Below are 23422 nucleotides of genomic sequence, written 5' to 3'. Positions count from 1 at the left end.
ACCTGCTTTTAGCCGCCGACCTGGAATGAACCGAACCCTTCAATCGTCACTATATCCCCGACATATAGTTTCCGGCCGCGGCGGTTATCCGGCTCATTATTTACGAGAACTTCGTGCTCTGCTAAAAACCATTTTGCCATTCCGCCCGACTGAATGACGTCAGCCAATTTTAAAAACTGGCCGAGGGTAATCATGTTTGTATCAATCGTCACCGTCTTTGTCATTTTATCGACCTCTTTCAATATCACTAATATCTAATTGTACTAAAAAACAGGGAAAGAAGGAAAGGGGTAACTTACGTACAAAAAACAGGGCAGCAGGCAGAGAGCCTTTTTCCGCACACCAAAATAAGAAAAGCCGCCAGCCAAGCCGGCAGCTTTCTCCAGTTGCAGATTAATACGTCCGGACAGGAAGAATTAATTGAACGATCGAATCATCATTCGGGGTGCGGATCAGAAAAGGTCTCATAGCGCCGGTAAAGCTGACATGAATGTCCTCTCCTTCAAGTACTTTAAGAGCATCCAACATATATTTCGGACTAAAGGATATCTTTAAGTCTTCCCCTTCTATTTGTTCGGCATTCACCGTTTCAACAACCTTCCCGATTTCAGGAGAATTCGAAGAAATCTCGATCGACTCGCTGGCGGATGCGGACAGTTTTACCACGTTGTTCCGTCCTTCTCTGGCCAGCAATGAAGCCCTGTCGATTGCCTGCAGAAATTCCTTTGTATTGACGATCAGATTTGTTTTGCTTTCCTGAGGAATCAGGCGATTTGTGTCAGGATAATTGCCGTCAAGCAGCCTTGAGAAAAACAGGACATTTTTTGTTTTAAACAATACCTGTGTTTCGGTAATGACGATATCTACGAGCTCCTGATGGTCGTCAAGGATCTTGCTCAGTTCAGTCAAGCTTTTTCCTGGAATGACGACATTATACGAGCTGTCTTCGCTGATATCGAGCTTCGCTTTTCTTAATGCCAGACGGTGGCTATCCGTTGCTGTGCATATTAATTCACCGCCGGAGACGTTCCAGTTTACACCTGTCAAGATTGGGCGTGTTTCTGAGGTGGACACTGCGAAAACAGTTTGGCGGATCAAGTTTTTCAGCAGGTCTGTCGGAATCTGAAACGCATGATGCTCCTCAATTTGCGGTAAAAGCGGATACTCGCTGGCATCCAATCCATTAAGGTTAAATTCGGCTTTTCCCGAGCGAATAATCGTCAAATACTGATTTTGAACTTCGATTTCAACAGTCGACATCGGCAGTTTTTTTACGATTTCACTAAAAAAACGCGCTTGAAGAACGATGCTTCCCGGTCTGTCAATCGTTACAATTTCTAAGTCACCGTCTTCTTTTGGGATAAACGATTCGATTGAGATATCAGAATCGCTTCCGGTAAGGGATACGCCTTCATCAGATGCAACGATTTTAATACCGGTTAAGATCGGAATCGTTGTTCTTGAAGAAACGGCCTTTAACACATCCTGGACACTTTCGACTAAACGGTCTTTTTGAATTGTAAATTTCATAATCATCCTCCTTACGGGAATCTATAATTAATATGTTTTATAAAAATAGCAGAAGTAATAGTAGGGACTGTGGATTTGTGGATAAGTGCTGAAAACGAAAGGAAACACAGCCTATCCACATGTGGACAGACTGTGTAAGACCATGTTTAAGTTATTCACACTTTCCCATTCTTCACCTGAGCCGATCTTATCTCAGCTGTTCTTTTATTTCTTTAATCTGCTGCTGAAGCTGTTCATCATCGCTCAGCAGTTTTGAAATTTTTTCATGGGCATGAATGACCGTCGTATGATCGCGTCCCCCAAATTCTTCGCCGATTTTTGGCAGGGATGAATCTGTCATTTCCCTTGATAGATACATAGCGATCTGCCTCGGAAATGCCACTGATTTCGTCCGTTTTTTCGCTTTGAAATCCTCAAGCTTGATATTGAACTGCTGGCCGACGACCCTTTGAATGTCTTTGATGGTAATAATTTTCGGCTTTGAAGAAGGAATGATATCTTTCAAAGCCTCTGCGGCCAAATCAGCATTGATATCTTTATTGATTAAGGAAGAATAAGCGACGACGCGGATTAAAGCCCCTTCCAGCTCTCTGATGTTGCTGTCGATCTGATTTGCAATATACAGCATGACTTCATTCGGAATATCAAGTCCTTCTGCTTTCGCTTTCTTTCTTAAAATCGCGATCCTTGTTTCCAAATCAGGAGGCGTGATATCTGTGATCAATCCCCACTCAAAGCGGGAGCGCAGACGGTCTTCAAGCGTCGGTATTTCTTTAGGCGGCCGGTCGCTTGAAATGACGATCTGCTTCGTCTCTTCATGCAGCGTATTAAACGTATGGAAAAATTCCTCTTGCGTCTGTTCTTTTCCGGCTAAAAACTGAATATCATCTATCAAAAGAACGTCGACATTTCGATAGCGGTTCCGAAAATCGACAGCTTTATTGTCACGGATCGAGTTGATGAACTCATTTGTGAATTTTTCGGATGATGAATAAACCACTTTTGCAGATGGATTATGTTCGATGACATAATGTCCGATCGCATGCATTAAGTGGGTTTTTCCAAGCCCGACGCCCCCGTAAATAAACAGCGGATTGTATGCTTTCGCAGGCGCTTCCGCCACAGCCAGAGATGCAGCGTGGGCAAATCGGTTTCCGGAGCCTATAACGAAAGTATCGAATGTATATTTGGGATTCAGCATATTTTGCGGAAAATCAGCCTGTTCTTCTTCTTTCGACATTTTTTTGATTGGAGATTTTGGCATGAATTCTTCTTCATTTTGATTCTGAGGAATAACAAATTTAATGCTGAGCTCTTCCCCGGTGAGATCGTAAATTGTATCCGCGATTAAGTGCAGATACCTTGATTCAAGCCAGTCTCTCGCAAACTCGTTCGGAGCGGTGATAATCAGCGTATCACCCTGCAGTGAATGAGCCTTTGTCGACTTCATCCATGTTTCAAAGCTGGGCTTGCTCAATTTTTTTTCGATCTGCCCAAGGGCTTGATTCCAAAGATCCGATATATTTTTCATAATTGCGGTTCGTCCCTCCTTTACAAAGCAATATATGCCTCGCTTACACCTGTTATAGAACACAAAAAAAGAGCAAATGGATGGCTCCATTCGTTAATGAAATGTTGAAAACATATAATATAGTAGAAAAACGTCTTTTCGACATCTTTCACAGGTTGTGGACAAATTTCTGCACACCCTGTGAAAAAACTTTCCACAAGTTATCCACAGTTTGTGGATAATGGGAGAGCAGCCAATTTGTTATCAAGAGTTAAAACACAAATATAATATCAGAATAAGCGAGACGTTGCAATGGTTGACAGGAACTTATCCACACGCTATACAAACTGTTGAAGAATTTTTGTCCACAGCGGTTGATTTTGTGAAGATGTTGTCGATAATGGTTGTGGATAGAAAAAATAAGGCGAAAGATATCCACATTGATTATCTTTCGCCCTGGAAATTAAAATTTCCCGCTGCCAAAAAAATCTTTTTAGCTAAAATTGAGGAAAAATGAAAATAGACTTTCGAAGTCGTTTTATCTGTGTTATCCTATTATGGTGCAAAAAAGAAAATGCATAAGTGAAGTTGACAATGAACAGCTCATCCAAATATAATAAATTAGACTGTCTTTAACAGCTATTCCTCGAGGGAGGTGTCATACATGAAAAGAACATTTCAACCAAATAACCGTAAGCGCAGTAAAGTTCATGGCTTTCGCAGCCGTATGAGTTCTAAAAATGGACGTCTTGTATTAGCACGTCGCCGCCGTAAAGGAAGAAAAGTATTATCAGCTTAGGCCACTGAATAATGTCAGTGGTCTTTTTTACATAGAGGAATGACCAGGCCCTTTTTGCCAGCTTGTTATCGGAGTGAAGGAAGAGATGAAAAAGCGGAATCGATTAAAAAAAAATGAAGATTTTCAAAAGGTATTTAAAAAAGGAAAATCGATGGCAAACCGGCAGTATGTCTTATATGTGCTTCACCAGCCTGAGGCAAAAGAGTTTCGGGTCGGACTGTCGGTCAGCAAGAAAATCGGGAACGCCGTCGTGCGCAACCGGGTAAAACGGTTAATTCGCCAGGTCATCCTAGAAGAGCGTGATTATTTAAAGCAGGAAAATGACTACATTATTATTGCGAGAAAGCCAGCCGCTGATCTGACATATGAAGAAACGAAAAAAAGCTTGCAGCATCTTTTCAGGAAGTCATTTGTTTATCAAAAAAAACCGGATAAGCCATCCTGACTTTGGAAAATGCGGCTTATGGCATACAATTTTAAGCGCTTCCTTTGCGGGTGAAAAGTCTCGCGCCCATTTCGGGGGGAAAGATGATAAAATACGAGAAAGTATGTCTTTTTGAAGATGATGACCGTCTAAAAACGGTTGAAGAATGAAGATTTAGGAGGAAATGTTGTTGAAGAGGCGAATTTTATTATTATTCAGTATGGTCGGCGTTCTCGTACTTTTAGCGGGATGTACGCAGATAAACCAGCCGATCACTGCAGAAAGTGAAGGATTTTGGAACAGTTACATCGTATACCCGTTGTCACAGCTGATTACGTATGTTGCAAATCTGACGAATGATAACTTCGGGCTTGCGATTATTATCGTGACCATCCTGATCAGACTGTTGATTTTACCGCTGATGATTAAGCAGCTGAGAAGTACAAAAGCGATGCAGGCGATTCAGCCTGAAATGCAGAAGCTTCGTGAAAAATACAGTTCAAAGGATCAGAAAACTCAGCAAAAACTTCAGCAGGAAACGATGGCTCTCATGCAAAAGCACGGGGTTAACCCGCTTGCCGGATGTTTCCCGATTATCATTCAAATGCCGATTTTAATCGGATTCTATCATGCCATTATGAGAACGCGTGAGATCGCTGAGCACAGCTTTTTATGGTTTGACCTGGGAGAGCGCGATCCGTACTTTATCCTGCCGATTCTTGCGGGTGTCTTCACGTTCATTCAGCAGAAGCTGATGATGGCCGGAAACGCGCAGCAAAATCCGCAAATGGCCATGATGCTTTGGCTGATGCCGATTATGATCGTCATATTTGCCATTAATTTCCCGGCGGCTCTTTCTCTGTACTGGGTAGTCGGAAACTTGTTTATGATTGCCCAAACATTCTTAATTAAAGGTCCTGACATGAAGTTGCAGAAGCAGGAAGCCGCAGCTGGAGGAAAAAAATCCGGAGGTAAGAAAAAGTGAAGGAACTGACTGCTACTGGACGAACCGTCGATGAAGCAGTGCAATCCGGGCTTGAACAGCTGGAACTTCAAGCAGATGATGTTGAAATCGCCGTATTGGAACAAGGAAAGAAAGGATTTCTTGGGATATTCGGTCATCAGCCTGCAGTTGTCAAAATTCGAGAAAAAATTGACCCTGTCAAAGAAGCGAAGCAGTATTTGGAAAACGTGATTTTGAACATGGGGATCCAAGCAGAAGTGACGGCTGAAGAAGAGCAAAAAAGGGTTATTTTCCAATTGAAGGGCGACAAAACGGCTCTTTTAATCGGAAAAAGGGGACAGACGTTAAATGCTCTGGAAACCTTGACACAGCTCGTCCTCAACCGTCATTCAGACCGCTACATTCAAGCGGTGGTTGATGCCGAAGGCTACCGGGACAAGCGGAAGGAAACCTTGAAGCAGCTGGCTTTAAAGCTGGCTGCTCAGGCAAGCAGACAGAAAAAAGATATTCATCTTGAGCCGATGCCTTCCAGTGAACGAAAAGTGATCCATGACACGCTTTCAGGCTACTCGAATGAAATTGAGACATATTCTACAGGTGAAGACCATAACCGGCATCTTGTCATCTCATATAAACAACAACAGCAGAAAACCGAAGTTCATCAAAAATGAACTTCGGTTTTTTGTGCCTGCAAAAATTTCGGGAATCCAGGCCGGATTCGTTTAAAGACGGCTTCTTTCGGTGTAAGCTGTTGATGAAAAAGAAATTTAATTGTTATTCACATGTGGATAAGTTAAAGTAAATAATGACGGCTTTTACGGTTGTGGATAACGGTTCTATTCACTTTCACTTCAATTGAAACTATGTTATCTTTAAATTTTGATTACAATAAAATTTTTTTCGAATTTATGATGTTTGGAAGATGACCCGGCAAATGGGGATAATAGATAAAGGAATGAAAAAGAGAGGTGAACGTCATGGATACGATCGCTGCCATTTCGACTCCGATGGGAGAAGGAGCGATTGCCATCGTCAGGCTGAGCGGCCCTGAGGCTTTATCGATAGCTGACAAGGTATATAAAGGACCGCGCGGAAAAACGCTGCACTCTGTTGAATCCCATACGATCAACTACGGGCATATCGTTGATCCGGAAACGGACAAGGTCGTTGAAGAAGTCATGGTCTCCGTGTTAAAAGCCCCGAAAACTTTTACGAGGGAAGACATTGTTGAGATCAACTGCCACGGCGGAATCGTCACCGTTAATCAAGTGCTACAGCTCGTATTGAGACAGGGAGCGAGGCTTGCTGAGCCCGGTGAATTTACGAAAAGAGCCTTTTTAAACGGAAGAATTGATCTTTCTCAGGCAGAAGCTGTCATGGATCTTATCAGAGCGAAAACAGACCGCGCCATGAATGTCGCCATGAATCAGATGGAAGGAAGGCTGTCTTCTCTAATCAAGCGATTGAGGGCGGAGCTGCTTGAAACATTGGCGCATATCGAAGTAAATATTGATTATCCTGAATACGATGATGTTGAAGAAATGACGCATAAGCTGCTGATTGAAAAGGCGACAAAGGTAAAAGAAGAAATTGAGGCGCTCCTCACAACGTCAGAACAGGGTAAAATTTTAAGAGAAGGCATCTCAACCGTTATTATCGGAAGGCCAAACGTCGGGAAATCCTCATTGCTGAACAGCCTTGTTCACGAGACGAAGGCCATCGTGACCGATATTCCGGGAACGACGCGGGATGTCATTGAGGAATATGTGAATGTAAGAGGCGTGCCGCTTCGCCTTGTCGATACAGCTGGAATCCGTGAGACGGAGGATATCGTCGAGCGCATCGGAGTCGAGCGGTCAAGACAAGTATTAAAAGAAGCGGATTTGATTCTGCTTGTCCTCAATTACAGCGAGACTCTTTCAGAAGAAGATATCAACCTTTTTGAGGCGACAAAGGGCATGGATCTGATCGTTATCGTCAACAAGACCGATCTTGAGCAAAAGCTTGATCTTAACCGCGTCCAGGAATTGGCGAACGGACGTCCTGTCGTCACGACTTCTCTTTTAAGAGAAGAAGGAATCGATGAGCTTGAGGAAGCCATTCAATCGCTGTTTTTCACGGGAGCGATCGAGAGCGGCGACCTTACGTATGTCAGCAACACAAGGCACATCTCCCTGCTGCATGAGGCCAAGCGCGCCATAACGGACGCGCTTGAGGGAATCGATAATGATGTGCCGATTGATATGGTTCAAATCGATTTAACAAAATGCTGGGAAGTGCTTGGTGAGATCATTGGCGATGCCGTACACGAAAGCTTGATCGATCAGCTCTTTTCACAGTTTTGCTTAGGTAAATAAAGGAGGAACAAAGCATATGGGCTATGAAGCAGGCCAATATGACGTCATTGTCGTCGGCGCCGGCCATGCCGGTGTTGAAGCGGCTTTGGCATCAGCCAGACAAGGAGCGAAAACGCTTGTCTTAACCATCAACCTTGATATGGTTGCTTTTATGCCGTGTAATCCGTCTGTCGGCGGCCCCGCCAAAGGGATCGTCGTCCGCGAAATTGACGCGCTCGGCGGAGAAATGGCTAAAAATATTGATAAAACCCACATCCAAATGAGGCTTTTAAATACAGGAAAAGGTCCTGCAGTGCGGGCGCTCCGTGCGCAGGCCGATAAATTCCAATATCAGCATGAAATGAAAAAAACGCTTGAAAATGAACCGAATTTGACGCTTTTGCAAGGGATGGCTGAACGCCTTTTGATAGAAGACGGGGAATGCCGCGGCGTCACGACCCAAACGGGAGCGATATACCGTTCAAAGACGGTTGTTTTGACAACGGGAACGTTTTTGCGGGGAAAAATTATTCTCGGGGATTTGTCTTATTCAAGCGGACCGAACAACCAGCAGCCTTCCATCAAGCTTTCCGAGCACCTCGAAGAGCTCGGATTTGATCTTGTCCGTTTTAAAACAGGGACGCCACCGCGTGTCAACAGCCATTCAATCGATTACAGCAAAACGGAAATCCAGCCTGGCGATGAAGTGCCGCGGGCCTTTTCGTATGAAACAGTCGAATATATTACAGATCAGCTTCCGTGCTGGCTGACATATACGAGTCCGGAAACGCACGAGATCATTGATAACAATCTGCACCGTTCACCGATGTACTCCGGTATGATCAAAGGAACGGGACCGAGATACTGTCCGTCAATCGAGGATAAGGTCGTCCGCTTTAATGATAAGCCGAGACACCAGATCTTTCTTGAGCCGGAAGGCCGGAATACACAGGAAGTGTATGTACAAGGGCTGTCAACAAGCCTTCCGGAAGATGTTCAAAGAAAAATGCTCTCAACGATTCCAGGCCTTGAGAATGTGGAAATGATGCGTGCGGGATATGCGATTGAATATGATGCGATCGTACCGACGCAGCTTTGGCCGACGCTGGAAACGAAAAAAATACCGGGGCTGTTCACGGCGGGGCAAATCAACGGAACATCCGGCTATGAAGAAGCGGCCGGGCAGGGGATAATGGCCGGGATTAACGCCGGACGAAAGGCACTTGGCAAAGAAGAAGTCATTCTCAGCCGCTCAGACGCCTACATTGGTGTTTTGATTGACGATCTTGTAACAAAAGGAACAAACGAGCCTTACCGTCTGCTGACGTCAAGGGCGGAATACCGTCTGCTCCTCCGCCATGATAACGCCGACTTGCGGCTCACCGAAATCGGTTATAAAGTCGGTCTGATTTCTGAGGAACGCTATCATAAGTTCCAGGAGAAAAAGGCGGCCATTGAGGCAGAGAAAAAACGCCTGCATTCTGTTATTATCAAACCGACTAAGGAAAATCAGGAATATATCCGTTCACTGGGCGGAAGCGAGCTGAAAGACGGCATCAGGGCCACCGATTTAATGAAAAGGCCGGAAATGAACTACGAAACCGTCACAGCGCTTGCTCCCGCTGATCAAGAAATCGCCGCCGACGTTGCCGAACAGGTCGAAATCCAAATCAAATACGAAGGATATATTGAAAAATCCCTGCAGCAAGTTGAAAAACTTAAGAAAATGGAAAATAAAAAGATTCCTGACAGAATTGACTATGATGCGATTAAAGGGATTGCGACTGAAGCACGCCAAAAATTGAAAGAGGTCAGACCGCTGTCTGTCGCACAGGCCTCACGGATTTCCGGGGTGAATCCTGCTGATATTTCCATTCTGCTTGTTTACCTCGAACAGGGCCGGATCGCCAAGGTAGCGGAATAGAAAGGATGACGGCATGAACATTGAGCAGTTTACATCCGGTTTGGAGGAGAAAGGCATCTCCCTTTCTCCGTTCCAGCTGGAGCAATTTGAAACCTATTATGAATGGCTTATAGAATGGAATGATAAAATCAATTTAACCTCAATTACAGAAAAAAAAGAGGTTTATTTAAAACATTTTTACGATTCCATCACCGCTTCTTTTTATATTGATTTTCAAAAGGTGAACAATCTCTGTGATGTTGGGGCGGGCGCCGGTTTTCCAAGCCTTCCGATCAAAATCTGCTTTCCCCACCTTCATGTGACAATCGTCGATTCGTTGAATAAAAGAATTAACTTTTTAAATGAGCTGTCCAATGCTTTAAAATTGGAAAACACGGAGTTCTACCATGACCGCGCCGAGACATTCGGGAGATTAAAAGATAAGCGGGAGAGCTTCGATGTCGTGACAGCTCGTGCGGTTGCCCGCCTTTCCGTACTAAGCGAACTGTGTCTTCCGCTCGTAAAGAAAAACGGTTTATTCGTTGCCTTAAAGGCAGCCTCGGCTGATGAAGAAATCGAAGCGGGCAAAAAAGCCATTAAGACTCTTGGAGGGCAAATTGAAACCGTACATTCTTTTCAGCTGCCGATAGAAGAAAGCGAAAGAAACATCATTGTCATCAAAAAACAATCGCAGACACCGAAGAAATTTCCAAGAAAGCCTGGAACGCCTAATAAATCTCCGATTGAAGGCTGAATGATTCGTTTTCTTCAAAATTCGCGATGTCACAGAAGGAAAATTCATGAGAAAATAGAATTATAAAAATGGCAGTGTTTAAAGGTGGTGTAGGTACATGAAGCATTCATTCTCTCGTCTCTTCGGAATCGGTGAAAAAGAAGAAGAAGCAGAGATTGCTGAACATGATACTAATAAAGAAGAAATTCAAGACATTCCAGTAGGCGATATTATTCCTAACCGTTTTCAGCCGCGCACCATTTTCTCTGAAGAAAAAATTCAAGAATTAGCCGCAACCATTCATACGCACGGCATCATTCAGCCGATTGTCGTCAGAAAAACAGAGCAGGATGGAAAATATGAACTCATTGCAGGGGAGCGGCGCTGGCGGGCAGTTCAAACACTGAATTGGGAAAAGGTCCCCGCCATTATCAAGGATTTTTCAGATACAGAGACAGCTTCTGTTGCTCTGATTGAAAACCTCCAGAGGGAGGAATTATCTTCAATAGAAGAGGCGCATGCATACGCACGGCTTTTAGAGCTGCATGATTTGACTCAGGAAGCCCTCGCACAAAGGCTCGGCAAAGGGCAGTCAACAATCGCCAACAAGCTCAGACTGCTGAAGCTGCCGGAAGAAGTGCAGGAAGCGATATTGAAAAAAGAGATTTCCGAGCGGCATGCAAGAGCGCTCATTCCGTTAAAACAGCCGGAACTTCAGGTCAAGCTGCTGCACGAAGTGATTGAAAAAAGCTTAAATGTCAAACAAACCGAAGACCGCGTTGTCAAAATGCTTGAACAGGATAAGCGTAAGCCTAAACCGAAGAGAAAAGCATACAGCAGGGATGCGAGAATCGCGATGAACACGATCCGCCAGTCCTTGTCAATGGTGGAAGACAGCGGGGTTAAACTGAATACGGAAGAAGAAGAATTTGAAGAATACATTCAGTTTACGATTCGTATACCGAAATAAAAGCTCACAGAGCTTTTATTTTTTTAGGTCAAAATATCTAAAGGCGGGGGCGCTATGGACGTTTATCAAACATATTGGTCTTTGCTGCATTCTGTTGCCTATCGAATGGTAGGATCTCTCCAAGATGCCGAAGATATCGTGCAGGAGCTGTTTGCTGATCTGCAGGAAAGAGACATTAGTCAAATTGAAGAGATTCAGCCTTATCTGCTGAAATCAATCACAAACCGCTGTATTAATTTCCTGAAGTCAGCCAGAAAGAAACGCGAGGTTTACGTTGGAGAATGGCTGCCGGAACCGCAAATCACGCTGGCGGAACAAAATCCGGCTGAAGTAGTGGTGAAAGACGAAATGATCTCATACGCTTTGCTGGTCGTCATGAGCAGGCTGAACCCTGTTGAAAGAGCGGTATTTATGTTTAGGGAAGTGTTTGGATATAACTATAAGGAAATATCATCCATTATCGAAAAATCTGAAGCGAACTGCCGGAAAATCTACAGCCGGATAAAACATAAAGTAAGCGGCGAACTCTCGGCCGTATCAAAACCGAAAGAGGAGCACCAATTGGCAGAGCTGTTTATTGCGTCGACAAAAGCCGGAGACTTTGACGATTTTGCCCGCAGACTGGCTGAAGAAGCGGTGTTATATACAGATGGCGGCGGCAAAGTCCGCAGTGCAATCAGACCGATTTATGGACGAAGCCGAATCTATGCATTCTTTAAAGGAATCGCCTCAAAAGGGCGCCTTGCCGGTCATTTGAGATATGTCTCTATCAATGGTCAAAGGGGTGTTTTAATAGAACGGAACAAACGCCCGATCTATGCTATTTGCTTTGCATGGTCACCTAAGCGGGATAAAATCCAACACGTCTACATCATTTCGAATCCAGACAAACTAAAACATATTCATATGTAATAGCTTCCTTGTCACAAATCGGATGTCTCACTTGTGATATAAGTGAACACATTCATGAGGAGGAATTGACATGGAAACAAGATTGATCATGGAAAAGGTGAATCCCGCGGGATATTCCGGCATGCTGGAGCTTGAAAAAGCGCAAAGCGCTGCTGGAATAGATCCGATTTTAAAGGAGCTCATCAAAATTCGCGCTTCACAATTAAACGGCTGTGCTTTTTGTTTAAATATGCACACAAAGGATGCCAGAAAAAACGGAGAGACCGAACAGCGGATATATGCCCTTAGTGCATGGCGTGAAGCTCCCTTTTTCACGGAGAAGGAACGGGCGGTATTGGCGCTGACCGAAGCGGTTACACTCATCTCTGAAGAAGGGCTGCCAGACGATGTTTATCAAGAAGTGAGAAAGCAGTTTAACGAAATTGAAACAGCTGAGCTCATCATGGCTGTTGTAACCATTAATGGATGGAACCGAATTGCGGTGGCCACCCGGAAAATGCCTCCAATCGACTGACCTTCTCCCATCCCTGGAACATTTGAATGTTCCAGGGATTTTATTATTCTCATATAATGAAAATATTTTTCTCTTTTTCGATCAAATCCTCCTTTTTTCTTCCTTGCACAAAAAAAATCTGCTTCTTTATGTCGAAAATTTAAATGTTTCCATGATGATATGAAAAACAAAAATTCAAAAAAAGCAAACGGCCGATTCTTTTTTTGTTAAAATAGAGAAATGAGAGAAACTTGTTCAATGTGAAAGTAGGTGACATTGTGGGGAAAATTATTGCGATCACAAACCAAAAAGGAGGCGTTGGTAAAACAACAACCTCTGTCAACCTGGGAGCTTGTTTAGCTTACATCGGGAAAAGGGTTTTGCTAGTCGACATAGACCCGCAAGGAAACGCAACAAGCGGAATTGGCATAGAGAAAGCTGATGTTGATCAATGTGTGTACGATATATTAGTGGATGATGCAGACGTCAAAGACGTCATCAAAACAACATCCGTCGAAAATTTGGATGTCATTCCGGCAACGATTCAGCTTGCAGGAGCTGAAATCGAGCTGGTCCCGACCATTTCCCGTGAAGTCAGATTAAAGCGGGCTTTGGAATCTGTCAAACAAAACTATGATTTTATGATCATTGACTGTCCTCCGTCATTAGGGCTGCTCACGATCAACGCGCTGACAGCATCAGATTCCGTTGTGATACCTGTGCAGTGCGAGTACTATGCTTTGGAAGGCCTGAGCCAGCTGCTCAACTCTGTCCGGCTCGTCCAAAAGCATTTAAATACCGACCTGATGATAGACGGCGTATTGCTGACAATGCTTGATGCAAGAACGAATCTGGGCATCCAGGTCATAGAAGAAGTGAAAAAATATTTCCGAGATAAAGTATATAAAACGATCATCCCTCGAAACGTCAGATTAAGTGAAGCGCCAAGTCATGGAAAGCCGATTATTTTATACGATCCGCGTTCCCGGGGAGCGGAAGTATATCTAGATTTAGCAAAGGAAGTGGCTGCGAATGCCTAAAGGTCTCGGAAAAGGGATTAATGCGTTGTTTTCGAATGTCGATTTATCGGAGGAAACGGTTGAAGAAATCAAACTCAAAGATTTGCGTCCCAATCCTTATCAGCCAAGGAAATCGTTTGATGACCAATCGTTAAAAGATTTAAAAGAGTCCATTTTACAGCACGGCGTTCTGCAGCCGATCATCGTCAGAAAGTCTATTAAAGGCTACGATATTGTAGCTGGAGAACGGCGCTTTCGGGCTGCTGAAAAAGCCGGCTTAGAAACCATTCCTGCGATTGTGCGCGAACTGTCAGAATCCCTGATGATGGAGATTGCCCTTTTGGAAAATCTTCAGCGAGAAGACCTGTCTCCGCTTGAGGAAGCTAAAGCCTATGAATCTTTACTAAAACATCTTGATATGACCCAGGAGCAGCTGGCTAAAAGGCTTGGAAAAAGCCGTCCTCACATCGCCAACCATTTAAGGCTGCTGACGCTGCCGGAGAAGGTTCAGGCTTTGATTGACAACGGCACACTGTCGATGGGACACGGACGAACATTGCTGGGGCTGAAAAACAAGAAAAAACTTGAACCATTGGTTCAAAAGATCGTATCCGAACAGCTGAATGTCCGTCAGCTTGAAAAACTGATACAGCAAATGAATGCCAATGTTCCACGTGAAACAAAGAAGCAGAAGCCAACAAAAGATGCGGTCATAAAAGAACGTGAGTCATATTTGCAAAACTATTTTGGAACACCGGTCACCATTAAGAAACAAAAGAAAAAAGGCAGAATCGAAATTGAATTTTACTCAAACGAAGATCTCGATCGAATTCTAGAACTTTTATCTGACGGACAATCATGACAATAGCCGCGCCGTCCAGCATGAAACATATCCGCTAGAACGGGCAGAAACCATCTGACAACCAGATGGTTTTTTTTATGGCGTCAAAGCCTTCCCGTCATTTTTTGAATCGGTGAAAGGTGAGGCCGGCGCCGTCCTGCTGCCTTTTCAAGATAAGACAAGCCTTCTGCAAGAACATTGGACATGCTCATGACGAGATTGAGCCGGGTATTTTGCAGCACAAAATACTCCATAAATCCGCTGACATTGACAATACCGTTAATGTGTACGTCTCCCACCTCAGGCAAGCTTTTTTGCACACCTGCTCCAGGCTTTAGCGGTCCTTTTCCTATTTGAAAAGAGCCTACGCTTTTTGTCCGTCCGAGACAGGCGTCAATCGCGATGATAAAAGGGTTTCGATGGTTGTGATGAATAATGTCGAGCTTTTCATTCAAGTTGACGGCATGAACCGGATCGGCAAGCGTTCCATATACGTGGAATCGCGTCGGCTGTTTTTCCGCAAGCTTCATTCCGACGAGAGGCCCGAGCGAATCGCCTGTAGAGCGGTCCGTTCCAATGCAGACGACCGCAACGGGGCGATCGGCCGCTTCTTTTAAATAGACAGAAAGAATCTTCTCAATCTGTCTTGCTGCCATCGGATCTGAATGGGAAATATATTCATTTGCTGGTTCTTGAGAAAAAAGCCCGCCTTTTCGATTCATAGGTTTCACATCCTTGTCATAGTAGTAACAGTATACGGAAACAAGCCTAAAACTATACCTATGAGGTGATAAAATCGTGTGGAGAGCCGGGATGAAGTGGATGCTTCTCATTTTGGGGAGCTTAATAGGTGCGGGATATGCATCCGGCCAAGAAATATGGCAGTTTTTTGGTGATGAAAGCGGACTGGCTATCCTGTTGTTCACGATCATGTTCAGTCTGTCGACTTATATTGTGATGAAGATCAGTTTTGAAGAAAGGACAGCCCATTTTCTGCCCGTTCTTGAAACATTGCTTGGCCCCATGCTGGCAAAAGTATATGATGGGCTCATCATTTTATATTTATTTACGACGACGATCGTCATGATTGCAGGAGGCGGTGTCACACTGCAAATATTTCGCATTCCGTTTTGGGCAGGCGTGGGATTATTTGCTTTGTGTACGGTTCTTCTTTTTCTATGGGGGCTAAACGGTATTTTATCAGTCAACAGCTATTTAATTCCGATTTTGGTAGCCGGGCTGCTGTACGCGCTTATTTCATTTCAAACGGCGCATCATCAGCCTTGGCTGCTTGATCTGAATCGTCAATATAACTGGCCTGCCGGCATCGCATTTGCTTCGTTGAACATTTTGTCAGTCGTTGCCGTCTTATCCGCCGTCGGAAAGGAGCTTAAAGGTCTAGGTGAAGCAAGGATTGCCAGCATTCTCAGCGGTTTGGTGTTTGGCGTCATATCTTTTATGTACAATGAAACACTTGTCGTGCTTGCAGGTGAATTGTCGCACTATGAAATTCCTTTATTTGCGGTTTTGGAAGGCGCGCCTTTTCCGATATTTATCTTCATGACAGGCGTTCTTTGCGTAGCCATTTATACGACGACCATCTCAAGCATTCTCGCGCTATCAAGCCGTTTTCTGACACTCGTGGAATGGCCGAGATGGATCATTGCGCTCCTGCTCCTTTTATTGATGCTGCCTTTTACATCATTCGGCTTTTCGAATTTAATAGCTTTGTTATACCCGATTTACGGGCTTCTGAATCTTTATTTACTGGTGAACATTTTGCTTTACCCGATCTTAAGTGAATGGAAAAAATAACTATCTTAATATTATATCGATATAATATATGTGTTATATTTGAAATGTCTAGTTGAATGAGGTGAAGGTAGGATTTGAGAATGCCGGAACTGGCGGGGATTTTGAAAAATTGCCCTTTCCTTGACGTTTTTTGTACAATAAGAATCACAACAAAGCAATCAGAGAGGTGAACAGTGTTGGCGGATAAAGAATTTGGCCTGAATGACGTGGTCGAAATGAAAAAGCCGCATCCATGCGGTACGAACCGCTGGAAGGTCATTCGAATGGGGATGGACATCAGAATTAAGTGCGAGGGCTGTTCCCACAGCGTCATGATCCCGCGCAAAGAGTTCCAAAGAAAAATGAAAAAGATTCTGGTTAAGCATGAGGAGTCCGATTCTTAATCCGACGGACCCCATGCTTTTTTTGGGGATTGAATCATTGATTTTGGCAAAAAAAGATTTTCACATCGTTTCAGTTAGTGAAAAGCCGGTTTTGTCAGCTTGTTTTTTACAGTAATCATCCTTATAATTGTTGCAGGTTTGAATTACGCGAAATTGCACATGGATGTTTATTAATAGAGGAGATGAAACAATGGCTTTAACAGCTGGAATTGTTGGTTTGCCGAACGTCGGGAAATCAACCTTATTTAATGCGATTACACAGGCCGGGGCAGAATCGGCCAACTACCCGTTTTGTACGATAGATCCAAACGTCGGAATCGTTGAGGTGCCTGATGAGCGTCTTCAAAAATTGACAGAGCTCGTCAATCCAAAGAAAACGGTTCCTACCGCTTTTGAATTCACCGATATTGCAGGTATTGTAAAAGGTGCGTCAAAAGGCGAAGGGCTTGGAAATAAGTTTTTGTCCCACATTCGCCAGGTGGATGCGATTTGCCACGTTGTCCGCTGTTTTGCGGATGACAATATTACACACGTCTCAGGAAAGGTGGATCCCATCTCTGATATCGAGACGATCAACCTTGAGCTGATATTGGCTGATCTGGAAACCGTTGAGAAGCGGATTGGCCGCGTCGGGAAAATGGCGAAACAAAAAGATAAAGAAGCTGTCTTTGAATTTGAGATTTTGACAAAGTTAAAGGAAGCATTTGAACAGGAAAAACCGGCCCGCTCTGTCGAATTTACGGAAGAGCAGCACAAAGTGCTGAAGCAGCTTCATCTGCTGACGACCAAACCGGTATTATACGTAGCCAATGTCAGCGAGGATGAGGTGGCTGATCCTTCAGGAAATGAATATGTGCAGAAAGTCAGGGAATTCGCCGCCGCTGAAAACGCTGAGGTGATCGTCGTCTGCGCGAAAATCGAGTCTGAAATCGCAGAGCTTGAAGGTGAAGAGAAAGCGATGTTCCTTGAAGAGCTGGGAATTGAAGAATCCGGCCTTGACCAATTAATTAAGGCATCCTACTCTCTGCTCGGGCTTGCTACTTATTTTACAGCGGGCGAACAGGAAGTCAGAGCGTGGACGTTTAAAAAAGGCATGAAGGCTCCGCAATGTGCGGGCATCATCCATACGGACTTCGAACGCGGCTTCATCCGTGCAGAGACGGTGGCATACGACGATCTGCTTGAAGCCGGAAGCATGTCTGCGGCAAAAGAAGCGGGAAAAGTCCGTCTTGAAGGAAAAGACTACATTGTAAAAGACGGCGATGTGATTCATTTCCGTTTCAATGTATAACGCAGTTGAAAAGGGACAAGAGCTTTGGTATAATATAAAATTGTGAGTAATAGGATTATTGCTCCTTGCCCAGGTGATGGGCCGCTTAGTCCAAAAGGAGGTGCAAATACAAATGAGAAAGTACGAAATCATGTACATCATCCGCCCAGACGTTGATGAAGAGTCTAAAAAGGCTGTTGTTGAACGTTTTAACAACATCTTAACGACAAACGGTGCGGAGATCACTGAAACAAAAGATTGGGGAAAACGCCGTCTTGCTTACGAAATCAACGATTTCCGCGACGGATTCTACCAAATCGTAAACGTTCAAGCTGGAGCTGAAGCAGTTCAAGAATTTGACCGTTTGGCTAAAATCAGTGATGACATCATTCGCCACATCGTGGTTAAAGAAGAAGAATAAACAGAATTGAATTATATACTCTAAAGCAAAAGGATGGTCTCTCAATATGCTTAACCGAGTTGTTTTAGTCGGCAGACTGACAAAGGACCCAGAGCTTCGTTATACTCCCAGCGGTGCAGCTGTTGCCACCTTTACGCTCGCTGTGAATCGTACGTTTACGAATCAGCAGGGTGAACGTGAAGCTGATTTCATCAACTGTGTCGTTTGGAGAAGACAAGCTGAAAACGTAGCGAATTTCCTTAAAAAAGGAAGCCTTGCGGGTGTAGATGGACGTTTGCAAACGAGGAACTATGAAAATCAGCAGGGACAGCGTGTTTATGTGACGGAAGTTCAAGCTGAAAGTGTTCAATTTCTGGAGCCTAAAGGCGGCGGTTCTGGTTCCGGCGGTTACAGCGGAGGCCAGGGAGGCCAATACTTTGGCGGCGGACAAAACGATCCGAATCCATTCGGCGGCAGTCAGAACAATCAAAATCGCAATCAAGGCAACAGCTTTAATGATGACCCATTTGCCAATGATGGAAAACCGATTGACATCTCAGATGATGACTTGCCATTTTAATGGATGACGGACGAACATAATACAGAACAGAAAGGAGGGAAATAACAATGGCAGGAGGACGCAGAGGCGGTCGTGCGAAACGCCGTAAAGTGTGTTATTTCACTTCTAACGGCATTACGCACATCGACTACAAAGATGTAGATCTTCTTAGAAAATTCATCTCTGAGCGCGGTAAAATCTTACCACGCCGTGTAACAGGAACAAGTGCGAAATACCAACGCAAATTGACTGTTGCAATCAAACGCGCTCGTCAAATGGCTTTACTTCCATACGTAGCCGGCGAGTAAGCCGAGATGCAAAAAGAACAAGGACCTCAATGGTTCTTGTTCTTTTTTATTTTTGTCCAATATGGGAAGCTTTATAAAACAGTAAATGGATAAATAAATTAAATTATCATTTGTTTTCCAAATATCAATATATTTCTTCAGTGATACTTTTTGGGTGAATATGCCATCTTGCTTTAATACATAGACAGCCAATGTCGCCTCTCATGGGAATTTTCAAAAAAGGCCGCTGCCATATCTTCGAAATTTGACAGCCGCAGAAGAAGAAAAAGCAATGAAAATCGCTTCATTCTGTTTATCGATTCTTCGAAATGTGAATCCGCTCGATATCTCCAAGGACAAGCAAATAAAAAATCAAACCCAGCAGAAGGACAAAGCCGGCGACTAGAAAGCTGAGTGTAAAAGACCCGGTCATATCGAATAAATATCCTGTTAAAGAAACCGCGATAATGCCGCCAAACAGATTATTGGCGAGATTGACCATCGAACTGAGCAGGGAAAGAAATCCCGCTGGTGCAATATCTGCCGAGATGGACCAGCCGATCGGCGCCGTCGCTGAAATACCTGCCAACCCGACGGAAATGCAGATGATCGCAATGATGATATGATGCGTGACGATCGCGCCTAAAAAGGCGAATCCCAGACACATGCCGATCACGATGATCGTTTGATAGACTTTTGTATGTGAATGTCCTTTTTTGATTAAAAAGTCGACAAGCCATCCGCCGACCAGGATTCCGGAGATGGTCGAAATGAGCCAGGGAACGGCCGTGAACAACCCGGAGGACATGATGTCCATTCCGTAGGTTTCTTTAAAGAACGTCGGAAGCCATGTTAACAGCAGGTTGAACGTATAGCCGTAGCCCGTAAATCCGATCATCAGCCCCCACGCTTTTCGATTCGTTAGCATCGTTTTCAGGGCGGTCAATGTGCGCTCTGATATTTCTTCATTTGACACGGCATTATGCTTTTGAATGTAATGGAGCTCTTCCTTTGAAATCCGTTTGTGCCGGTCAGGCTGCTCATAATACCACCAGAAAAAGACGGTGAAACACACATTCATGATTCCGATCGCCAAAAAAGCGGTCCGCCAGTCAAATGTTGTCACCAGAAATGCAACAAGGGGCGCGCCGATCACGTTGGCAAATTTCGCAGCTGAATCAAACAATGAATTGGCAAGGCCGCGTTCATTTGGCGGAAACCATAAAGCGGTCGCCTTTGAAGCAGCCGGAAATGCCGATGCGCTTGTCAGCCCAATCAAAAAACGAACGATATATAGCAGCAATTTTCCTTGCAAAAAAGCCAAAATGACCGTTAAACAGCTCCAAACCGCCATTCCGATCCGGGTGACCCAGGCAACGCCATATCTGTCCAGCAAACTGCCGACGGGAAGCTGCATCAGCGTGTAGGAGTAGGTATAAATCGAAAAGACCACTCCCAATTGTGTCGCCGTCAATTGAAAGGAATCCTGTATCGCAGGTGCCGCGACAGAAATGGCGACCCGGTCAAAATAATTTAAAATGATCATGCTGCTTAACAAGGATGAAATATACCATCTCGTATGCCCCGGCCGTTTTTCCAGCTCTTGCACCATAATGAAACCACCTCTTTTCCTTAGATTGGTCTGTTTTTCAAAATACATTCCCATTTATGTAGCCGTCATTTCCACGGCACGTCTTTTAGTAAACAGAAGGACTGTAAAAATTGATAGACATTTAGATGCTGGTTTGCTACAGTGAAACATGTTGAAAACAGACGGCTTCTATGAGAGTGAGAAGCAAAACAAATAAAAGAGGTGTTGAATCTTTGAATGTCAAACAATTAAATAGCGAATGGTTTTCGAATGTGAAGGGGGATATCCTTTCGGGTATCGTCGTAGCGCTGGCCCTCATTCCTGAAGCCATTGCGTTTTCCATTATTGCGGGCGTAGATCCGATGGTCGGGCTGTACGCGTCGTTTTGTATTGCTGTTGTCATCTCGTTTATGGGAGGACGGCCGGCGATGATTTCAGCGGCGACGGGAGCGCTGGCCCTCTTAATGGGCGCGCTGGTCAGGGATTACGGCATCGAGTATTTATTTGCGGCGACGATTTTAACCGGAATCATCCAATTCATATTTGGGTTACTGAAAATCGCGCGCTTTATGAAATTTATTCCACGGTCGGTTATGGTAGGTTTCGTAAATGCGCTGGCCATTTTGATCTTTATGGCCCAGGTTCCCCATTTTGTTGGAGTTTCCTATATGACGTATGTTGTGGCCGGTATCACATTATTGATCATCTATATTCTCCCCCGTTTTACAAAAGCCGTTCCATCTGCTCTTGTTGCGATTGTCGCCATGACCGTTCTGTCCATATTCGGCCATTTTGACCTGCGGACAGTTGGAGATTTGGGAGAGATCAAACAATCTTTGCCGTCTTTTATGGTCCCGAATATTCCGTTTAACTTTGAAACATTGTCGATTATCTTTCCGACTGCGTTTGCCCTCTCAATTGTCGGTCTTTTAGAGTCTTTATTAACTTCTTCTATCGTAGATGACATGACAGAGACGGAAAGCGATAAAAATAGGGAAAGCCGCGGACAGGGGATCGCCAACATAGTCGCCGGATTTTTCGGAGGCATGGCAGGCTGTGCGATGATCGGCCAATCGGTGATCAATGTCAAATCTGGCGGAAGAGGCCGCTTGTCCACTTTTGTGGCGGGTGTTTTCTTAATGTTTTTAATCATGGTGCTTGGCGATTGGGTCGTCCAAATTCCGATGGCTGCTTTGGCTGGCGTCATGATCATGGTTTCCATTGGAACATTTGACTGGTCTTCGTTTCGGATGCTAAGAAAGGTGCCGCTCACCGATTCCATTGTTATGCTGGTGACGGTCATTACAGTCGTGGCGACACACGATTTGTCCAAAGGCGTGTTCGCAGGTGTCATTTTAAGCGCAATCTTCTTTGTGGCGAAAATTTCGAAAGTAAAAGTTGACATGGCAACGGTCAAAAATGAAAGAAAATACATGATTAAAGGTCAGGTTTTCTTTGCTTCTGTCCAGGACCTTGCCAAGTCCATTGACATCGATGGTCATTACAAAAAAGTTGTTTTCGATTTTTCAGAAGCTCATATATGGGATGATTCCGCTGTTGCGGCAATCGATAAAATCATCCTAAAGTGTAAAGAACAAGGCACAGACGTTGAAGTGACAGGCTTAAATGGGCCAAGTCGTCAACTGGTCAAAAAGCTTGCGACTTACCACTCTGTGTCTTCATAATCGACAGGATGGACATAAGAAGAGAAAACCAGCCAGTAAGGATGCAGATCCTTGCTGGTTGGTTTTTTTATCGCATTGCAATCGCTTTCTGCGCATGCATCGCATCAGCTTTCAAAAGCTCAGCGAGATTGTAGGCAGGGTACAATCCTCTGCTGTACATGTAGTAAAAGACTTGTTCATGAAGCCTGATCGCCGCATTGATCTGTTTCACAAGCACTTTTCTCAACGCGGGTGTGGCGGTTTCAGTTATGGCAATCGCATAATTCCGCACGGATGTTTTCGCTAATACCAACAGGTCGCCCGCATCAAAGTAATGATCCGCTCTTTCTTCTTCACGATGAAATGCCGGGGCTTTAGGCAAAAATGGAAGAAGCTCTCTTAAATTTTGTTCCAATGCCCGCGCTGTCGTGCTGTAGAGTTGTCTAAGCTGGGGATCGCTGATCTTCCTGAGGCTCTTTTTTACCTTTACAAGCCCTACAGATTGGGCTGCGATCAATTCATGCAATTCCATCGTTTCATGCCATGCCAATGTTCTTTGATGAGTCATTGCCATTCTCCTTTGTCACTTTCTCTTAAGTAACATATGCCCAGATTAGCGAAATGGTTAACCGGAAGACATAAGGAAACGTTTCAGAGCGTTTTGGAAAGGGGAATTCATATACTACGGGTTTTTTCAGCAGAGATATACAATGAGAGGTGATAAAGGTGTTGGATGCTGTCAAAGACTTTTTTTTATTTTTGAGCGGAGGTCTTCGAATCACGATATTGCTCGTGATTTTGATCATTTTATTGATGATCAGAAAAGTGAAGAAAAAAAACAGGGATAAAAGCGGATTTTTGGATGATTAAAAGAAACGGCGCCCCAATGGGGGATGTTTCACATGGAACATTCAGGATGGCCGTTGTCATAACGTTCCAAAGGCTTGCTCAGACTCCTGCCGACCTTATTTTACTTGGGATTTGACCTTATGTTAAAATAAAGAAACATTGAGAGAAGG

At 44.3% G+C, this 23422-nt stretch carries 27 protein-coding genes; 21 read left to right on the top strand and 6 right to left on the bottom strand.

Annotation, left to right across the window (positions count from 1 at the left end; genetic code table 11):
* Positions 1 to 8: 8 nt before the first annotated feature.
* The 3 genes from rlbA to dnaA all read right to left on the bottom strand — a co-directional run bounded on the left by rlbA (position 9) and on the right by dnaA (position 3061).
* The gene (gene rlbA / locus BTR1S_RS19670; RefSeq protein ID WP_006639835.1) at positions 9 to 224 is read right to left on the bottom strand and encodes a ribosome maturation protein RlbA; all 216 of its coding nucleotides are present in this window, start codon (positions 222 to 224) and stop codon (positions 9 to 11) included.
* Positions 225 to 393: 169 nt separating this feature from the next.
* Positions 394 to 1530 (bottom strand): DNA polymerase III subunit beta, encoded by a 1137-nt coding sequence (gene dnaN, locus BTR1S_RS19665; protein ID WP_006639834.1) that lies wholly within the window; start codon positions 1528 to 1530, stop codon positions 394 to 396.
* A gap of 187 nt (positions 1531 to 1717) precedes the next feature.
* The gene (gene dnaA, locus BTR1S_RS19660) at positions 1718 to 3061 is read right to left on the bottom strand and encodes a chromosomal replication initiator protein DnaA (RefSeq protein ID WP_006639833.1); all 1344 of its coding nucleotides are present in this window, start codon (positions 3059 to 3061) and stop codon (positions 1718 to 1720) included.
* 220 nt (positions 3062 to 3281) lie between these two features.
* On the opposite strand from dnaA, the gene BTR1S_RS22620 reads away from it, so the two are divergent.
* From BTR1S_RS22620 to BTR1S_RS19600, 13 genes are all read left to right on the top strand, one after another.
* The gene (locus BTR1S_RS22620; RefSeq protein WP_061781685.1) at positions 3282 to 3557 is read left to right on the top strand and encodes a hypothetical protein; all 276 of its coding nucleotides are present in this window, start codon (positions 3282 to 3284) and stop codon (positions 3555 to 3557) included.
* A 147-nt stretch (positions 3558 to 3704) separates the two neighbouring features.
* Positions 3705 to 3839 (top strand): 50S ribosomal protein L34, encoded by a 135-nt coding sequence (gene rpmH, locus BTR1S_RS22235; RefSeq protein ID WP_003178075.1) that lies wholly within the window; start codon positions 3705 to 3707, stop codon positions 3837 to 3839.
* 85 nt (positions 3840 to 3924) lie between these two features.
* Entirely contained in the window at positions 3925 to 4284 is a 360-nt protein-coding gene (gene rnpA, locus BTR1S_RS19650; protein WP_006639831.1) for a ribonuclease P protein component, read from the top strand.
* Positions 4285 to 4447: 163 nt separating this feature from the next.
* Positions 4448 to 5248 (top strand): YidC family membrane integrase SpoIIIJ, encoded by an 801-nt coding sequence (gene spoIIIJ, locus BTR1S_RS19645; protein WP_081605410.1) that lies wholly within the window; start codon positions 4448 to 4450, stop codon positions 5246 to 5248.
* Entirely contained in the window at positions 5245 to 5898 is a 654-nt protein-coding gene (gene jag, locus BTR1S_RS19640) for an RNA-binding cell elongation regulator Jag/EloR (protein ID WP_006639829.1), read from the top strand. The genes spoIIIJ and jag overlap by 4 nt, the downstream gene beginning before the upstream one ends.
* A gap of 306 nt (positions 5899 to 6204) precedes the next feature.
* Entirely contained in the window at positions 6205 to 7584 is a 1380-nt protein-coding gene (gene mnmE / locus BTR1S_RS19635) for a tRNA uridine-5-carboxymethylaminomethyl(34) synthesis GTPase MnmE (protein ID WP_029419804.1), read from the top strand.
* A 16-nt stretch (positions 7585 to 7600) separates the two neighbouring features.
* Complete coding sequence (gene mnmG / locus BTR1S_RS19630) at positions 7601 to 9487, top strand: tRNA uridine-5-carboxymethylaminomethyl(34) synthesis enzyme MnmG (protein WP_029419803.1); 1887 nt, start codon at positions 7601 to 7603, stop codon at positions 9485 to 9487.
* A 13-nt stretch (positions 9488 to 9500) separates the two neighbouring features.
* Complete coding sequence (gene rsmG / locus BTR1S_RS19625) at positions 9501 to 10220, top strand: 16S rRNA (guanine(527)-N(7))-methyltransferase RsmG (protein ID WP_006639826.1); 720 nt, start codon at positions 9501 to 9503, stop codon at positions 10218 to 10220.
* A 97-nt stretch (positions 10221 to 10317) separates the two neighbouring features.
* A complete protein-coding gene (gene noc, locus BTR1S_RS19620) occupies positions 10318 to 11169 on the top strand; it encodes a nucleoid occlusion protein (protein ID WP_006639825.1) in 852 nt (283 codons plus the stop codon).
* A gap of 54 nt (positions 11170 to 11223) precedes the next feature.
* Complete coding sequence (locus BTR1S_RS19615; protein WP_006639824.1) at positions 11224 to 12081, top strand: RNA polymerase sigma-70 factor; 858 nt, start codon at positions 11224 to 11226, stop codon at positions 12079 to 12081.
* Positions 12082 to 12151: 70 nt separating this feature from the next.
* On the top strand, positions 12152 to 12595 hold the full coding sequence (locus BTR1S_RS19610; RefSeq protein ID WP_006639823.1) for a carboxymuconolactone decarboxylase family protein: 444 nt from the start codon (positions 12152 to 12154) through the stop codon (positions 12593 to 12595).
* Between the two features lie 257 nt (positions 12596 to 12852).
* A complete protein-coding gene (soj, locus tag BTR1S_RS19605; protein WP_006639822.1) occupies positions 12853 to 13614 on the top strand; it encodes a sporulation initiation inhibitor protein Soj in 762 nt (253 codons plus the stop codon).
* Positions 13607 to 14455 (top strand): ParB/RepB/Spo0J family partition protein, encoded by an 849-nt coding sequence (locus tag BTR1S_RS19600; protein WP_006639821.1) that lies wholly within the window; start codon positions 13607 to 13609, stop codon positions 14453 to 14455. The genes soj and BTR1S_RS19600 overlap by 8 nt, the downstream gene beginning before the upstream one ends.
* Positions 14456 to 14538: 83 nt before the next feature.
* Here BTR1S_RS19600 and yyaC read toward each other — a convergent pair whose 3' ends face one another.
* A complete protein-coding gene (gene yyaC / locus BTR1S_RS19595; RefSeq protein WP_006639820.1) occupies positions 14539 to 15156 on the bottom strand; it encodes a spore protease YyaC in 618 nt (205 codons plus the stop codon).
* Between the two features lie 76 nt (positions 15157 to 15232).
* Here yyaC and BTR1S_RS19590 point away from each other — a divergent pair, with 76 nt between their 5' ends.
* The 6 genes from BTR1S_RS19590 to rpsR all read left to right on the top strand — a co-directional run bounded on the left by BTR1S_RS19590 (position 15233) and on the right by rpsR (position 19169).
* Positions 15233 to 16249, top strand: a complete 1017-nt coding sequence (locus BTR1S_RS19590; protein ID WP_029419802.1) for a YkvI family membrane protein — start codon at positions 15233 to 15235, stop codon at positions 16247 to 16249.
* Between the two features lie 176 nt (positions 16250 to 16425).
* Positions 16426 to 16632: a DUF951 domain-containing protein gene (locus BTR1S_RS19585; RefSeq protein WP_006639818.1), complete on the top strand. Its 207-nt coding sequence runs from the start codon at positions 16426 to 16428 to the stop codon at positions 16630 to 16632.
* A 190-nt stretch (positions 16633 to 16822) separates the two neighbouring features.
* Positions 16823 to 17923: a redox-regulated ATPase YchF gene (gene ychF / locus BTR1S_RS19580; protein WP_006639817.1), complete on the top strand. Its 1101-nt coding sequence runs from the start codon at positions 16823 to 16825 to the stop codon at positions 17921 to 17923.
* Positions 17924 to 18035: 112 nt separating this feature from the next.
* The gene (gene rpsF / locus BTR1S_RS19575) at positions 18036 to 18323 is read left to right on the top strand and encodes a 30S ribosomal protein S6 (protein ID WP_006639816.1); all 288 of its coding nucleotides are present in this window, start codon (positions 18036 to 18038) and stop codon (positions 18321 to 18323) included.
* A 46-nt stretch (positions 18324 to 18369) separates the two neighbouring features.
* On the top strand, positions 18370 to 18882 hold the full coding sequence (ssbA, locus tag BTR1S_RS19570; RefSeq protein WP_006639815.1) for a single-stranded DNA-binding protein SsbA: 513 nt from the start codon (positions 18370 to 18372) through the stop codon (positions 18880 to 18882).
* A gap of 47 nt (positions 18883 to 18929) precedes the next feature.
* The gene (gene rpsR, locus BTR1S_RS19565; protein WP_003178022.1) at positions 18930 to 19169 is read left to right on the top strand and encodes a 30S ribosomal protein S18; all 240 of its coding nucleotides are present in this window, start codon (positions 18930 to 18932) and stop codon (positions 19167 to 19169) included.
* Positions 19170 to 19461: 292 nt separating this feature from the next.
* Here rpsR and BTR1S_RS19555 read toward each other — a convergent pair whose 3' ends face one another.
* The gene (locus tag BTR1S_RS19555) at positions 19462 to 20808 is read right to left on the bottom strand and encodes an MFS transporter (RefSeq protein WP_173400978.1); all 1347 of its coding nucleotides are present in this window, start codon (positions 20806 to 20808) and stop codon (positions 19462 to 19464) included.
* Between the two features lie 164 nt (positions 20809 to 20972).
* Here BTR1S_RS19555 and BTR1S_RS19550 point away from each other — a divergent pair, with 164 nt between their 5' ends.
* On the top strand, positions 20973 to 22424 hold the full coding sequence (locus BTR1S_RS19550; protein WP_029419800.1) for a SulP family inorganic anion transporter: 1452 nt from the start codon (positions 20973 to 20975) through the stop codon (positions 22422 to 22424).
* 67 nt (positions 22425 to 22491) lie between these two features.
* On the opposite strand, the gene BTR1S_RS19545 is transcribed toward BTR1S_RS19550, so the two are convergent.
* Positions 22492 to 22971: a spore coat protein gene (locus BTR1S_RS19545; RefSeq protein WP_006639812.1), complete on the bottom strand. Its 480-nt coding sequence runs from the start codon at positions 22969 to 22971 to the stop codon at positions 22492 to 22494.
* 161 nt (positions 22972 to 23132) lie between these two features.
* Here BTR1S_RS19545 and BTR1S_RS22905 point away from each other — a divergent pair, with 161 nt between their 5' ends.
* On the top strand, positions 23133 to 23273 hold the full coding sequence (locus BTR1S_RS22905; protein WP_006639811.1) for a hypothetical protein: 141 nt from the start codon (positions 23133 to 23135) through the stop codon (positions 23271 to 23273).
* Positions 23274 to 23422 lie beyond the last annotated feature (149 nt).

It is taken from the genome of Bacillus sonorensis NBRC 101234 = KCTC 13918 (genome assembly GCF_001592005.1).
Lineage (GTDB): Bacteria > Bacillota > Bacilli > Bacillales > Bacillaceae > Bacillus > Bacillus sonorensis.
Note: the sequence above shows the minus strand (reverse complement) of the source record. Positions and strands in the feature narration are given on the sequence as shown.

What these genes read in the sequence shown, in the direction of transcription:
- dnaN (WP_006639834.1), bottom strand. Translation starts at nt 1,530, where the DNA reads ATGAAATTTACAATTCAAAAAGACCGTTTAGTCGAAAGTGTCCAGGAT.
- mnmG (WP_029419803.1), top strand. Translation starts at nt 7,601, where the DNA reads ATGGGCTATGAAGCAGGCCAATATGACGTCATTGTCGTCGGCGCCGGC.
- BTR1S_RS19600 (WP_006639821.1), top strand. Translation starts at nt 13,607, where the DNA reads ATGCCTAAAGGTCTCGGAAAAGGGATTAATGCGTTGTTTTCGAATGTC.
- rsmG (WP_006639826.1), top strand. Translation starts at nt 9,501, where the DNA reads ATGAACATTGAGCAGTTTACATCCGGTTTGGAGGAGAAAGGCATCTCC.
- rpmH (WP_003178075.1), top strand. Translation starts at nt 3,705, where the DNA reads ATGAAAAGAACATTTCAACCAAATAACCGTAAGCGCAGTAAAGTTCAT.
- BTR1S_RS19615 (WP_006639824.1), top strand. Translation starts at nt 11,224, where the DNA reads ATGGACGTTTATCAAACATATTGGTCTTTGCTGCATTCTGTTGCCTAT.
- dnaA (WP_006639833.1), bottom strand. Translation starts at nt 3,061, where the DNA reads ATGAAAAATATATCGGATCTTTGGAATCAAGCCCTTGGGCAGATCGAA.
- BTR1S_RS19545 (WP_006639812.1), bottom strand. Translation starts at nt 22,971, where the DNA reads ATGACTCATCAAAGAACATTGGCATGGCATGAAACGATGGAATTGCAT.
- BTR1S_RS19610 (WP_006639823.1), top strand. Translation starts at nt 12,152, where the DNA reads ATGGAAACAAGATTGATCATGGAAAAGGTGAATCCCGCGGGATATTCC.
- rlbA (WP_006639835.1), bottom strand. Translation starts at nt 224, where the DNA reads ATGACAAAGACGGTGACGATTGATACAAACATGATTACCCTCGGCCAG.
- yyaC (WP_006639820.1), bottom strand. Translation starts at nt 15,156, where the DNA reads ATGAATCGAAAAGGCGGGCTTTTTTCTCAAGAACCAGCAAATGAATAT.
- ssbA (WP_006639815.1), top strand. Translation starts at nt 18,370, where the DNA reads ATGCTTAACCGAGTTGTTTTAGTCGGCAGACTGACAAAGGACCCAGAG.
- rpsR (WP_003178022.1), top strand. Translation starts at nt 18,930, where the DNA reads ATGGCAGGAGGACGCAGAGGCGGTCGTGCGAAACGCCGTAAAGTGTGT.
- spoIIIJ (WP_081605410.1), top strand. Translation starts at nt 4,448, where the DNA reads ATGTTGTTGAAGAGGCGAATTTTATTATTATTCAGTATGGTCGGCGTT.
- BTR1S_RS19555 (WP_173400978.1), bottom strand. Translation starts at nt 20,808, where the DNA reads ATGTATTTTGAAAAACAGACCAATCTAAGGAAAAGAGGTGGTTTCATT.
- rnpA (WP_006639831.1), top strand. Translation starts at nt 3,925, where the DNA reads ATGAAAAAGCGGAATCGATTAAAAAAAAATGAAGATTTTCAAAAGGTA.
- mnmE (WP_029419804.1), top strand. Translation starts at nt 6,205, where the DNA reads ATGGATACGATCGCTGCCATTTCGACTCCGATGGGAGAAGGAGCGATT.
- noc (WP_006639825.1), top strand. Translation starts at nt 10,318, where the DNA reads ATGAAGCATTCATTCTCTCGTCTCTTCGGAATCGGTGAAAAAGAAGAA.
- BTR1S_RS22620 (WP_061781685.1), top strand. Translation starts at nt 3,282, where the DNA reads ATGGGAGAGCAGCCAATTTGTTATCAAGAGTTAAAACACAAATATAAT.
- rpsF (WP_006639816.1), top strand. Translation starts at nt 18,036, where the DNA reads ATGAGAAAGTACGAAATCATGTACATCATCCGCCCAGACGTTGATGAA.
- ychF (WP_006639817.1), top strand. Translation starts at nt 16,823, where the DNA reads ATGGCTTTAACAGCTGGAATTGTTGGTTTGCCGAACGTCGGGAAATCA.